Below are 12,928 nucleotides of genomic sequence, written 5' to 3'. Positions count from 1 at the left end.
TTAAAAATATAAAGATATCTTATTAAATAAGAGAAAAAGTAAAGGACGTGGTATGTCGAACCACTGCGGAAGTGGCAAGGGTGGAGACTGAAGAGGAAATGCATCGGAACGCAGAAATGAAAAAGGCCCACGTTATAAATAACGTGGGCCTGAATAGTGGCGGAACGGACGGGACTCGAACCCGCGACCCCCTGCGTGACAGGCAGGTATTCTAACCGACTGAACTACCGCTCCACTGTTCCCGCTTGGGGAACGAGGCGAATATTACGGTTTGCCTCTGGACTCGTCAACGCTTTTTCTCACGTTTTGAATCGTTTGCTGCAAAAACCACCCAAACGGTGATTTAACATACGCTTCGCCCCCTTTTCAGGCGCGCCACATGCAGCTTCCGCCCTTCTTCTGCACCAGATCGAGACGGGATTCATGGTTAAGCAGCTCTTCATCGCTGGCTAAAACAACCCGCAAACGACTCGCCTGACGCACAACGCGCTGAATGCCCCCTGCGTCCCGCGTCTGCTGGGACTCATTTTCCATACTGAATTTCATCGACGTCTGACCGCCGGTCATCGTCAGATAAACATCCGCCAGGATCTGGGCATCGAGCAATGCGCCGTGCAGCGTTCGCTTAGTGTTGTCTATTTCATAGCGCGAGCAGAGTGCATCGAGGCTGTTACGCTTGCCGGGAAACATCTTCCTCGCCAGCGCCAGACTGTCCGTGACTTTACAGAACGTGTTGGTCTTCGGAATATCACGATTAAGCTTGCTGAATTCATAATCCATAAAGCCGATATCGAACGATGCGTTATGGATGACGAGCTCTGCACCTTTGATGTACTCAAGGAATTCATCCGCGACATCTGCAAAGGTCGGTTTATCCAGCAAGAACTCATCCGCAATACCGTGAACGCCGAACGCTTCCGGATCCACCAGCCGGTCAGGTTTGAGGTAAACGTGAAAGTTGTTGCCCGTTAGACGACGGTTCACCACTTCAACAGCACCGATCTCGATGATCTTGTGCCCTTCATAGTGTGCGCCGATCTGGTTCATACCGGTGGTTTCGGTATCAAGAACAATCTGGCGAGTAATTGCAGTGCTCATAGCGGTCATTTATGTCAGACTTATCGTTTAACTGAACGTTTCGAATACAGGAAGTCTACCAGAGATGCGTAAACAGGTAGAAATTTTCACCGATGGATCTTGTCTCGGCAATCCGGGCCCGGGCGGTTATGGCGCGATTATGCGTTATCGCCAGCACGAAAAAACTTTTAGTGAAGGCTATTTTCTCACCACCAACAACCGCATGGAGTTGATGGCGGCCATTGTGGCGCTGGAAGCCTTAAAGGAACATTGCGACGTAGTGCTGAGCACCGACAGCCAATACGTGCGCCAGGGCATCACCCAGTGGATCCATAACTGGAAAAAGCGCGGCTGGAAAACGGCAGATAAAAAACCGGTCAAGAATGTCGACCTCTGGAAGCGTCTGGATGCGGCCTTAGGCCAGCACCAAATCAAGTGGGAATGGGTAAAAGGCCACGCAGGTCACCCTGAGAACGAACGCTGCGACGAACTGGCTCGTGCGGCTGCGTCCAATCCCGCGCATGAGGATGCGGGCTACCAGCCTGAATCCTGATCAGGGCTTTCGATACTGCCGCGTGGCGCCGACGGTCTGACGAATTTGCGTTTTCGATTTGCTTTGCTTCATCGGATTCAGCGTCAAAGGGATTGTTCGCTTACGCGCCACGATAAACTGCATACAGCCCAGGGCGGGAAAATGGGTGCTTAGCACAACGCCCCCCTGCCGTGACCAGGGCAGTACCTGAAATCCCCCGTAGCCGAGCACCTCAAAGTTAAGCAGTGAAAGCCAGTCCAGCTGGCGCATCATCGTGAACATGCGGCTGTTATACGGCGGGGTGCGGCGTAAAACCGGGACGAGCTTGCGCAGACCCATCAGGCTCAGTGGATTGAAACCGCTGAGTATTAGCCAGCCATCATCAATCAGCACACGGTCAGCTTCGCGCAGCAGGCGATGGGGATCGCTGCACCAGGGCAACGTATGCGCCAGCAGACAAGCATCAACGGATTTTTCGGCAAAAGGTAAATGCAGCGGGTCTGCTTTCACCTGAACAGGCAATCCCGCGAGCGAAACGTTGACCTGATGCGAGATAGCGCAGCTTTCGGTATTGATTTCCGCGCTGAGATTGCCAATCTTAAGCAGGTGAAAGCCATACATTTTCGCGAGCCACGGCTTAAGCTGCTGTTCTAACGCCTCGCGATAGTACTCACCCCAGGGCAGGTCAGCCCAACGTTCCGGTGCTGCGACAGTCTGAGGTATCCTTGCCGGTTTCATCAACACATCCGCCACGCAGTTAGAGGTAATGTATGAATCTTATCAGTATTCCAGCCTTTCAGGACAATTACATCTGGGTATTAGTCGATGACGATCGCAGATGTATCATTGTCGATCCGGGTGAATCCACGCCGGTTTTGCAGGCAATCGAAGAAAATGGCTGGCATCCCCAGGCCATCCTGCTTACTCATCACCATAACGATCACGTGGGGGGCGTTCCCGATCTGGTGGCGGCCTTCCCGCATCTTGTGGTGTATGGACCGGCTGAAACACAAGATAAGGGTACGACGCAAGTAGTCGAAGAAGGCGAAAATATCCTCATACTGGGATACGAATTTTCCGTATTTGCTATGCCAGGTCACACTTCTGGACATCTGTGTTTCTACAGCAAACCTTATCTATTTTGCGGTGACACACTCTTTTCAGGCGGCTGTGGAAGGCTGTTCGAAGGGACGCCAGCCCAGATGTATCAGTCATTACAGAAGATTAACGCATTGCCTGACGATACCCTTATTTGTTGTGCGCATGAGTATACATTAGGAAATATGAAGTTTGCCGCGAGCGTTTTGCCGGACGATCTGGCGATTTTAGATTATTACCAGAAAGTGAAGGAGTTACGTGCAAAAAACCAAAAAACACTACCCGTTATTCTGAAAAACGAACGAGAAATAAATTTATTTTTACGAACTGATGATATTGATTTAATTAATAAAATTAACCAAGAAACAAAGTTGCAACAACCAGAGCAGCGTTTTGCATGGTTAAGGTCAAAGAAAGATAACTTCAGATAATTGCGGGTTGCCTTTTCAAAATTTCGCCGTTATCATCGCTCGTCTTTTAAGCAACTATTGACACACACATGAAGGCAAAAGCGATATTACTCGCCTCTGTCCTGCTTGTAGGTTGCCAGTCGCAAAATGGCAGCAACGTACAACAGCACGCACAGAGCCTTTCTGCAGCTGGTCAAGGGGAAGCAGGGAAGTTTACAAGTCAGGCGCGCTGGTTGGACGATGGGACAACTTTCGCGCAGGAACAAGACTTGTGGGCCTCTATTGGCGACGAGCTAAAGATGGGAATTCCGGAAAACAGCCGGATTCGCGAACAGAAGCAGAAGTATTTAAGAAATAAGAGCTATCTCCACGATGTAACGTTACGGGCAGAGCCGTATATGTACTGGATAGCCGGGCAAGTTAAGAAACGTAACATGCCTATGGAGCTGGTACTCCTACCCATAGTGGAGAGCGCTTTTGACCCACACGCAACGTCTGGCGCCAATGCCGCAGGCATTTGGCAGATCATTCCGAGCACTGGGCGCAATTATGGTTTGAAACAGACCCGCAGCTATGATGCGCGTCGTGATGTTGTCGCTTCAACGACAGCCGCTCTCGACATGATGGAACGTCTGAACAAGATGTTTGACGGTGACTGGTTGTTAACGGTCGCAGCGTATAACAGCGGCGAAGGTCGTGTACTGAAGGCAATGAAAGCGAACAGAGCGCGTGGTAAATCTACCGATTTCTGGTCGCTCTCACTGCCACAGGAAACCAAGGTTTACGTACCGAAGATGCTGGCCCTGAGCGATATTCTCAAGAACAGCAAGCGTTACGGTGTGCAACTGCCAACACCAGACGAAAGTCGTGCACTGGCGCGCGTTCGCCTCAGCAGCCCGGTTGATATTCAACAGGTTGCCGATATGACGGGTATGTCGGTCAGTAAACTGAAAACCTTTAATGCAGGCGTTAAAGGCTCAACCCTGGGAGCAAATGGCCCACGGTATGTGATGGTTCCGCAGAAGCATGCTGAACAATTACGTGAGTCTCTGGCTTCTGGTGAGATTGCCGCCGTTCAGTCTACGCTGATCGCCGATACCTCTCCCGTTTCCAGCCGTAGCTATAAGGTGCGTTCAGGTGATACGCTTTCGGGCATTGCATCACGTCTTGGCGTGAATGCGAAAGATCTGCAGCAGTGGAATAACCTGCGCAGCTCCGGTCTGAAAGTGGGTCAAACTCTGACGGTGGGTGCGGGTAGCAGCGCACAGCGTCTTGCCAGGAACAGCGACAGTATTACCTATCGCGTTCGTAAGGGTGATTCGCTGTCCAGTATCGCAAAACGTCACGGCGTGAACATCAAAGATGTGATGCGCTGGAATAATGATACTGACAATCTGCAACCAGGTGACCAGCTAACGCTGTTTGTGAAAAACAGCGCGACGCCAGATTCCTGATGAGACATTCCTGATATAAAAAGGCACCGATTCCCCTCGGTGCCTTTTTTGTTTTAACCCGCCTTTTGCGCTTCAGCCATAATGGTGTCGCTGGTGAACGAGCCATCTTCCTGCAGTTCAAAGTAAGCCTTCACTTCCGCAGATGCGCTCTCCTGATATATACGAATCGCCCGGCTCAGCGCTTCCGGCGTGCGCATACGAGCGATCCAGGCGTCATATTCCAGCGGCAAGCGGTCTGTTATCAGTGAGCGGGAAATCAACCCGGCCTCCGTTATCAGCGATAACCATTGACCGCTGGAGTAGTTCTGCACGTGGGAAGTATCGCGCAGCGCTTCAACCGTTTGCAGCCAGATATCCCGCACCGGATGACCCGGGGACATGACGTCCATAATGATGAAGACGCCTCCCGGCTTCAATACGCGCTTCACTTCCCGTAAGGCCTGGCCGACATCATGCCAGTGGTGGGCGGAGTAGCGGCTAATGACCACATCAAACGACGCATCGTCGAAAGGCAAAGATTCGGCGTAGCCCTGGCGCGTAGCCACGTTGCTCAGCCCTTTGGCTTTTGCAGCTTCTGCGACCACCTCGAGCATCTGGCTGGATAAATCATACGCGGTCACCTGTGCCACCTGCTGTGCGGCCGTAAAGCTGGCATGCCCTGCTCCACACCCTAAATCCAGCACGTGTGCCTGTGGGAATGCTGCCAGACGCTCCCCGAGACGCACCAGATCGCGTCCAGACGCATGCACGGCGCTGCTCAGATAAGCACTTGCCTGAGAACCAAACTGTTTTTCTACGTTGTCATGATGGGTGTGTGTTGTTGTTGTCATCGTACTGTCCTTTTGTTGGTTAAAAAGTAAAGGGCAGCACCCGCAGAGGCCTGCCCCACGGCAGACCTGACGCACCATTATTTATCAGGTTTGCCGGGACTGAATTCAACGAGTAGAGGATTGTGATCGGAAGCGCGCGTTACCAGAACGGAGGCATCATGCACATTCAAACCACGATAGAAGACAAAATCGAGAGGACGACCAAACGCTTTCTTGCGCTGATCGTCGCTAAAGCGGACCTCACGCAACGACATTTCGCGCGCAAAGCGGTACAACGCATTCATGCGCGGGCGGCTCCAGGCATTAAAGTCCCCGGCCATAATGATCGGCCCGCTGTGATGGGCTATCTGATCGCCAATTGGGAGTAACTGCTTACTATACACATCCACCCCCAGGCTAAAATTCACCGCATGGATGTTTACCACCATCAACAGGCGCGTATCCGGTAACGGATAGACCGTCACCAGCGCCGACTTGGCCAGGCGCAAAATCGGCTCACGTTCACGCAGCGGGCAGCAATAGACCGGATGCGCGGCTGACAGAGTCATCACCCCAGAGGGGTGCTGGGGTAAGACGAACGCAGGGACCTGATCGGCGGCAAGATAGTTAGTCGTTGCAAACCTGACCAGCTCCGGCGTGGTTTGTGCCTCTTGCAAGAGAACCAGATGCGCATCTTTACCGAAATTCTTCAGTACGGACAACCACTCCGCGCGCTGCTGCTTGAAGATGTTCCAGACCAGTACCCGGATTTTTTCGTCACTGCTTAAGGGTGTACCGGCTGGCAATGCCTGGCTAAGGCTCGCAAACGACCCCGGAGGCAAGATCCTCTCCGCGGGCATTCCGGCAACATAACGCATGGCATAGGTATTTTTTCGCACTTTTGGAAACGGCCTCTATAACGTGAACCAGCCCGGAAAAACGGACTGGTTCTAATGTTATAGGGATTTTAGGTCATACTTTCAACGCAATTACTGAGAAACCGCTTTCCAGTTTTGTAAGCAAGCACTTACTGCTACTTACCCAAGCGCCACGCGAGCCGGTTTATCAAGCCGTCCACTGAGGCCAATCAGCAGGAAAGCGACAAGTACAATGACCGCACCAATCCACGGCGTTTGGGTTAACCCGAAGTGTTCTACGGTTTGTCCGCCTACGATGGAACCGATAGCGATACCAATATTGAATGCGGCAATGTTCAGGCCCGATGCAACATCTACCGCATTTGGCGTATACAGTTCGGCCTTTTGCACCACGTACACCTGCAGGCCCGGCACGTTACCAAAGGCGAAGATCCCCATAACCAGCACGGTGATCAGCGCGGCGTACTGAATCGATGCGGTGAACTGGAAAATCATCAGCAGAACAACCAACGCTGCGAAGATAAATTTAAGAGCTGGTACCGCACCATGCTTATCCGCAAGTTTGCCGCCCCAGATGTTACCAATCGCGACAGAAATACCGTAGCCCAGCAAAATCCAGCTTACCGCCGTTGGGGAGAAGCCCGCCAGATCCTGCATCATGGGTGCCAGGAAGGTGAAAGCAGTGAACACGCCACCATAGCCAAGAGCCGTAACGGCGTAAATGATCAGCAGACGCGGATGCGTGAGCACCTTCAACTGATCGCTCAGGCTTGCACTCGCCCGGCCAGGGATATTGGATGGCACCAACAGCATACTGGCGACCAGGGCAATCACGCCCAGCAGTGATACGGCCAGGAAAGTTTCACGCCAGCCAAAATGTTGGCCAATAAAGGTACCTAACGGCACCCCAGTGACCAACGCAACGGTTAACCCACCAAACATGATGGCGATAGCGGATGCGGCTTTCTCTTTAGGCACCAGGCTGGTTGCAATGGTTGAACCGATGGAGAAGAACACGCCATGCGCGAGGCCGGTCAGAAGGCGGGCAATCACCAGCGTGGTGTAGTCCGGCGCCTGCCAGGCCAGCAGGTTGCCAGCGGTGAAGAGCACCATCAGGGCAACTAATAGCTGTTTACGCGGGAAACGCCCTGTCAGCGCGGTCAGTACAGGTGCACCAACAGCAACACCTAACGCATAGATTGACACCAGCAAGCCCGCTGAAGGGAGCGAGATGGCAAGTTGATTAGCGATGGTAGGAACCAGTCCGACAATAACGAACTCGGTCGTGCCTATCGCAAAGGCACTGATCGTGAGGGCAAGTAGCGCCAGTGGCATAAAATACTCCGTCTTTACAGGATTAAGATGACAGGAAGTATGCGCCAGTGCTTAAATAACAAAAATGGTCAGAATATCAATTGAATTTTGCAGGTGGTGCAACAATGAAAGCAACCTCGGAAGAGCTAACAATCTTTGTCGCCGTCGTCGAGAGCGGTAGCTTTAGCCGCGCAGCGGAACAGCTGGGTCAGGCAAATTCCGCGATCAGTCGCTCGGTGAAAAAGCTGGAGATGAAGCTTGGGGTGAGCTTGCTCAACCGAACAACACGACAGCTGAGCCTCACTGAAGAAGGTGAGCGTTATTTCCGCCGCGTGCAGTCTGTCCTGCAGGAGATGGCCGCAGCGGAGACAGAGATTATGGAATCGCGCAGCACACCGCGTGGATTGCTGCGTATCGATGCGGCAACACCTGTGGTTCTGCATTTTCTGATGCCGCTGATCAAGCCCTTCCGCGAACGTTATCCAGAGATGACGTTATCGCTGGTCTCCTCCGAAACCTTTATCAATCTTATTGAACGCAAAGTTGATGTCGCGATCCGGGCGGGAACCCTGACTGATTCAAGCTTACGTGCTCGCCCCCTCTTTGCCAGCTACCGTAAAATCATCGCGTCGCCGCAGTATATTGCTGAGCATGGAAAGCCCGAAACGGTAGAAGAGCTGGCGCAACACCTGTGTCTGGGCTTTACGGAACCGGTGTCGCTAAATACCTGGCCTGTCGCCTGTCATGATGGTCAGCTTCATGAAATTACCTGCGGATTATCCTCAAACAGTGGGGAGACGCTAAAACAGCTGTGCCTTACCGGAAATGGTATCGCCTGTTTGTCTGATTACATGATTGATAAAGAGATCGCACGCGGAGAGCTTGTGGAGCTGATGGCAGATAAACGTCTGCCGGTAGAGATGCCTTTTAGCGCGGTTTATTACAGCGACAGAGCCGTCAGTACACGTATTCGTGCCTTTATCGACTTCCTGAGCGAACATATAAAAACAGCTCCCGAAGGAGCTGTGCGAGGGTTTTAGAATACAGAGGGTTGGGTCAATATTAATCCCAGTTCGGCGCTAACCCTTCCGGGCTCACCAGACGATCGTTGCAATCCAGTGCCGCGATCGCTTTTTTATCATCTTCGTCCAGCTGGAGATCCAGTGCTAACAGGTTGCTTGCCAGGTTTTCACGCTTGGTTGAGGATGGGATCACGGCATAACCTTCACCCATTGCCCATGCCAGGATCACCTGGGCCGCTGTCGCGTTGTGTTTCTCCGCGATACGGGTAATCACCTCATCTTTCAGCGCTTTACCGTAGGCCAGCGTCATGTAAGAAGTAATATGGATACCGTGCTGTTTTGCCCAGCCCACCACTTTGCGGTTTTGCAGGTATGGGGACAGTTCAATTTGGTTGGTCGCAATATTTTCTGCGCCAACAGCAGCAATCGCTTTTTCCATCAACGGGATAGTAAAGTTGGAGATACCAATTTCACGCGTTAAGCCCTGCTTTTTCGCTTCCAGCAGCGCCTGCATGAATTCTTCCACCGAGACGGCATCATTCGGTGATGGCCAGTGAACCAGCGTCAGGTCCACATAGTCAGTACGCAGTTTTTTCAGGCTCTCTTTCAGACTTGGGATCAGCTTATCTTTACTGAGATTCTCAATCCAGATCTTGGTGGTGATGAAAAGGTCGCTGCGCGGTACGCCGCTCTCTTCGAGCGCCTGGCCTACAGCCGCTTCGTTTTCATAAATCTGCGCTGTATCAACGGTGCGATAGCCAAGTTCAAGTGCAGTTTTTACAGATGCAATTACAACGTCGTCTTTCAGGCGGAAAGTGCCCAGACCAAATGCAGGGATAGTCATGTTATTCCTCGTTAATCATTATGTTCGTAAACTGAGGAAGATTATGGCGGGTAGTGTTATGAAGAAAAAGAGCGCAGAAAGCAGAGGATTTTTGCTAATTTCGCAATAATTAAACGGCAGATAAGAAAAAAGCCCTGAGCGTTAGCTCAGGGCTTTTAATAAGTGGCGGAACGGACGGGACTCGAACCCGCGACCCCCTGCGTGACAGGCAGGTATTCTAACCGACTGAACTACCGCTCCACCGAAGACTGCTTGTAACCACCGGATTCATGCACCGGCTTACTACTTAATTTGATGCCTGGCAGTTCCCTACTCTCACATGGGGAGACCCCACACTACCATCGGCGCTACGGCGTTTCACTTCTGAGTTCGGCATGGGGTCAGGTGGGACCACCGCGCTAAAGCCGCCAGGCAAATTCTGTTAAATCTGTATCAAAGCTGAAAATCTTCTGTCTCTCGTCCGCCGAAACAGCTTCGGCGTTGTAAGGTTAAGCCTCACGGTTCATTAGTATCGGTTAGCTCAACGCATCGCTGCGCTTACACACCCGACCTATCAACGTCGTAGTCTTCAACGTTCCTTCAGGACCCTTAAAGGGTCAGGGAGAACTCATCTCGGGGCAAGTTTCGTGCTTAGATGCTTTCAGCACTTATCTCTTCCGCATTTAGCTACCGGGCAATGCCATTGGCATGACAACCCGAACACCAGTGATGCGTCCACTCCGGTCCTCTCGTACTAGGAGCAGCCCCCCTCAATTCTCCAGCGCCCACGGCAGATAGGGACCGAACTGTCTCACGACGTTCTAAACCCAGCTCGCGTACCACTTTAAATGGCGAACAGCCATACCCTTGGGACCTACTTCAGCCCCAGGATGTGATGAGCCGACATCGAGGTGCCAAACACCGCCGTCGATATGAACTCTTGGGCGGTATCAGCCTGTTATCCCCGGAGTACCTTTTATCCGTTGAGCGATGGCCCTTCCATTCAGAACCACCGGATCACTATGACCTGCTTTCGCACCTGCTCGAGCCGTCACTCTCGCAGTCAAGCTAGCTTATGCCATTGCACTAACCTCCTGATGTCCGACCAGGATTAGCTAACCTTCGTGCTCCTCCGTTACTCTTTGGGAGGAGACCGCCCCAGTCAAACTACCCACCAGACACTGTCCGCAACCCGGGTAACGGGTCTACGTTAGAACACCAGCCATTAAAGGGTGGTATTTCAAGGTCGGCTCCACGCAGACTGGCGTCCACGCTTCAAAGCCTCCCACCTATCCTACACATCAAGGACCAGTGTTCAGTGTCAAGCTATAGTAAAGGTTCACGGGGTCTTTCCGTCTTGCCGCGGGTACACTGCATCTTCACAGCGAGTTCAATTTCACTGAGTCTCGGGTGGAGACAGCCTGGCCATCATTACGCCATTCGTGCAGGTCGGAACTTACCCGACAAGGAATTTCGCTACCTTAGGACCGTTATAGTTACGGCCGCCGTTTACCGGGGCTTCGATCAAGAGCTTCGCGTTGCCGCTAACCCCATCAATTAACCTTCCGGCACCGGGCAGGCGTCACACCGTATACGTCCACTTTCGTGTTTGCACAGTGCTGTGTTTTTAATAAACAGTTGCAGCCAGCTGGTATCTTCGACTGATTTCAGCTCCACCCGCAGGGGCTTCACCTACACATCAGCGTGCCTTCTCCCGAAGTTACGGCACCATTTTGCCTAGTTCCTTCACCCGAGTTCTCTCAAGCGCCTTGGTATTCTCTACCTGACCACCTGTGTCGGTTTGGGGTACGATTTGATGTTACCTGATGCTTAGAGGCTTTTCCTGGAAGCAGGGCATTTGTTACTTCAGCACCGTAGTGCCTCGTCATCACACCTCAGCGTTAAAAGAAGTCCGGATTTACCTAAACTTCCCGCCTACATGCTTAAACCGGGACAACCGTCGCCCGGCTAACATAGCCTTCTCCGTCCCCCCTTCGCAGTAACACCAAGTACAGGAATATTAACCTGTTTCCCATCGACTACGCCTTTCGGCCTCGCCTTAGGGGTCGACTCACCCTGCCCCGATTAACGTTGGACAGGAACCCTTGGTCTTCCGGCGTGCGGGCTTTTCACCCGCATTATCGTTACTTATGTCAGCATTCGCACTTCTGATACCTCCAGCAACCCTCACAGGTCACCTTCAACGGCTTACAGAACGCTCCCCTACCCAACAACACCTAAGTGTCGCTGCCGCAGCTTCGGTGCATGGTTTAGCCCCGTTACATCTTCCGCGCAGGCCGACTCGACCAGTGAGCTATTACGCTTTCTTTAAATGATGGCTGCTTCTAAGCCAACATCCTGGCTGTCTGTGCCTTCCCACATCGTTTCCCACTTAACCATGACTTTGGGACCTTAGCTGGCGGTCTGGGTTGTTTCCCTCTTCACGACGGACGTTAGCACCCGCCGTGTGTCTCCCGTGATAACATTCTTCGGTATTCGTAGTTTGCATCGGGTTGGTAAGCCGGGATGGCCCCCTAGCCGAAACAGTGCTCTACCCCCGAAGATGAATTCACGAGGCGCTACCTAAATAGCTTTCGGGGAGAACCAGCTATCTCCCGGTTTGATTGGCCTTTCACCCCCAGCCACAAGTCATCCGCTAATTTTTCAACATTAGTCGGTTCGGTCCTCCAGTTAGTGTTACCCAACCTTCAACCTGCCCATGGCTAGATCACCGGGTTTCGGGTCTATACCCTGCAACTTAACGCCCAGTTAAGACTCGGTTTCCCTTCGGCTCCCCTATACGGTTAACCTTGCTACAGAATATAAGTCGCTGACCCATTATACAAAAGGTACGCAGTCACCCCATAAAAGAGGCTCCCACTGCTTGTACGTACACGGTTTCAGGTTCTTTTTCACTCCCCTCGCCGGGGTTCTTTTCGCCTTTCCCTCACGGTACTGGTTCACTATCGGTCAGTCAGGAGTATTTAGCCTTGGAGGATGGTCCCCCCATATTCAGACAGGATACCACGTGTCCCGCCCTACTCTTCGAGTTCACAGCAAGTGTGCTTTCGTGTACGGGACTATCACCCTGTACCGTGCGACTTTCCAGACGCTTCCACTAACACACAAGCTGATTCAGACTCTGGGCTGCTCCCCGTTCGCTCGCCGCTACTGGGGGAATCTCGGTTGATTTCTTTTCCTCGGGGTACTTAGATGTTTCAGTTCCCCCGGTTCGCCTCGTTAACCTATGTATTCAGTTAACGATAGTGTGTCGGAACACACTGGGTTTCCCCATTCGGACATCGCCGGGTCAAAGGTTCATATCACCTCGCCGGCGCTTTTCGCAGATTAGCACGTCCTTCATCGCCTCTGACTGCCAGGGCATCCACCGTGTACGCTTAGTCGCTTAACCTCACAACCCGAAGATGTTTCTTTCGATTCATCATCAAATTGCGAAAATTTGAGAGACTCGAACACACATAACATGTGTGTCGTTTCAATTTTCAGCTTG

The 12,928-nt window shown here is 52.2% G+C and carries 10 protein-coding genes, 2 tRNA genes and 2 rRNA genes; 4 read left to right on the top strand and 10 right to left on the bottom strand.

Features of this window, described 5'->3' with window-relative positions:
• Positions 1-157: 157 nt before the first annotated feature.
• Both ACOQH0_RS04300 and dnaQ read right to left on the bottom strand, forming a co-directional pair.
• Positions 158-234: transfer RNA gene (locus ACOQH0_RS04300), tRNA-Asp, on the bottom strand.
• A 132-nt stretch (positions 235-366) separates the two neighbouring features.
• Positions 367-1,098: a DNA polymerase III subunit epsilon gene (gene dnaQ / locus ACOQH0_RS04295; RefSeq protein WP_172411142.1), complete on the bottom strand. Its 732-nt coding sequence runs from the start codon at positions 1,096-1,098 to the stop codon at positions 367-369.
• A 64-nt stretch (positions 1,099-1,162) separates the two neighbouring features.
• On the opposite strand from dnaQ, the gene rnhA reads away from it, so the two are divergent.
• Entirely contained in the window at positions 1,163-1,630 is a 468-nt protein-coding gene (gene rnhA, locus ACOQH0_RS04290; protein ID WP_010426635.1) for a ribonuclease HI, read from the top strand.
• Here rnhA and ACOQH0_RS04285 read toward each other — a convergent pair whose 3' ends face one another.
• Entirely contained in the window at positions 1,631-2,347 is a 717-nt protein-coding gene (locus tag ACOQH0_RS04285; protein WP_421511614.1) for a class I SAM-dependent methyltransferase, read from the bottom strand.
• A gap of 32 nt (positions 2,348-2,379) precedes the next feature.
• Between ACOQH0_RS04285 and gloB the strand changes: the two genes are divergently transcribed.
• Both gloB and mltD read left to right on the top strand, forming a co-directional pair.
• Positions 2,380-3,138 (top strand): hydroxyacylglutathione hydrolase, encoded by a 759-nt coding sequence (gene gloB, locus ACOQH0_RS04280; protein ID WP_421511613.1) that lies wholly within the window; start codon positions 2,380-2,382, stop codon positions 3,136-3,138.
• 68 nt (positions 3,139-3,206) lie between these two features.
• Positions 3,207-4,571 (top strand): murein transglycosylase D, encoded by a 1,365-nt coding sequence (gene mltD, locus ACOQH0_RS04275; RefSeq protein ID WP_089600679.1) that lies wholly within the window; start codon positions 3,207-3,209, stop codon positions 4,569-4,571.
• Positions 4,572-4,624: 53 nt separating this feature from the next.
• Here the strand turns inward: mltD and ACOQH0_RS04270 are convergent, their stop codons facing one another.
• From ACOQH0_RS04270 to ACOQH0_RS04260, 3 genes are all read right to left on the bottom strand, one after another.
• Entirely contained in the window at positions 4,625-5,401 is a 777-nt protein-coding gene (locus tag ACOQH0_RS04270; protein WP_421511612.1) for a class I SAM-dependent methyltransferase, read from the bottom strand.
• A 77-nt stretch (positions 5,402-5,478) separates the two neighbouring features.
• Positions 5,479-6,279 carry an endonuclease/exonuclease/phosphatase family protein gene (locus tag ACOQH0_RS04265; protein ID WP_042717509.1) on the bottom strand — a complete coding sequence of 267 codons (801 nt, stop codon included), beginning with the start codon at positions 6,277-6,279 and terminating at the stop codon, positions 5,479-5,481.
• A 138-nt stretch (positions 6,280-6,417) separates the two neighbouring features.
• The gene (locus ACOQH0_RS04260) at positions 6,418-7,593 is read right to left on the bottom strand and encodes an MFS transporter (RefSeq protein ID WP_089600675.1); all 1,176 of its coding nucleotides are present in this window, start codon (positions 7,591-7,593) and stop codon (positions 6,418-6,420) included.
• A gap of 104 nt (positions 7,594-7,697) precedes the next feature.
• Here ACOQH0_RS04260 and yafC point away from each other — a divergent pair, with 104 nt between their 5' ends.
• Positions 7,698-8,612: a DNA-binding transcriptional regulator YafC gene (gene yafC, locus ACOQH0_RS04255; protein ID WP_089600674.1), complete on the top strand. Its 915-nt coding sequence runs from the start codon at positions 7,698-7,700 to the stop codon at positions 8,610-8,612.
• Between the two features lie 22 nt (positions 8,613-8,634).
• Here the strand turns inward: yafC and dkgB are convergent, their stop codons facing one another.
• From dkgB to ACOQH0_RS04235, 4 genes are all read right to left on the bottom strand, one after another.
• Complete coding sequence (dkgB, locus tag ACOQH0_RS04250; protein WP_421511611.1) at positions 8,635-9,438, bottom strand: 2,5-didehydrogluconate reductase DkgB; 804 nt, start codon at positions 9,436-9,438, stop codon at positions 8,635-8,637.
• A 163-nt stretch (positions 9,439-9,601) separates the two neighbouring features.
• Positions 9,602-9,678, bottom strand: a tRNA-Asp gene (locus tag ACOQH0_RS04245).
• A 56-nt stretch (positions 9,679-9,734) separates the two neighbouring features.
• A 5S ribosomal RNA gene (gene rrf, locus ACOQH0_RS04240) occupies positions 9,735-9,850 on the bottom strand.
• 72 nt (positions 9,851-9,922) lie between these two features.
• Positions 9,923-12,829, bottom strand: a 23S ribosomal RNA gene (locus tag ACOQH0_RS04235).
• Between the last annotated feature and the right edge of the window lie 99 nt (positions 12,830-12,928).

This window comes from Enterobacter sp. JS8-1 (assembly GCF_049187015.1).
Classification (GTDB): Bacteria; Pseudomonadota; Gammaproteobacteria; order Enterobacterales; family Enterobacteriaceae; genus Enterobacter; species Enterobacter mori.
The sequence above is the reverse complement of the archived record's forward strand: the minus strand, read 5'-3'. Positions and strand labels throughout refer to the sequence as shown.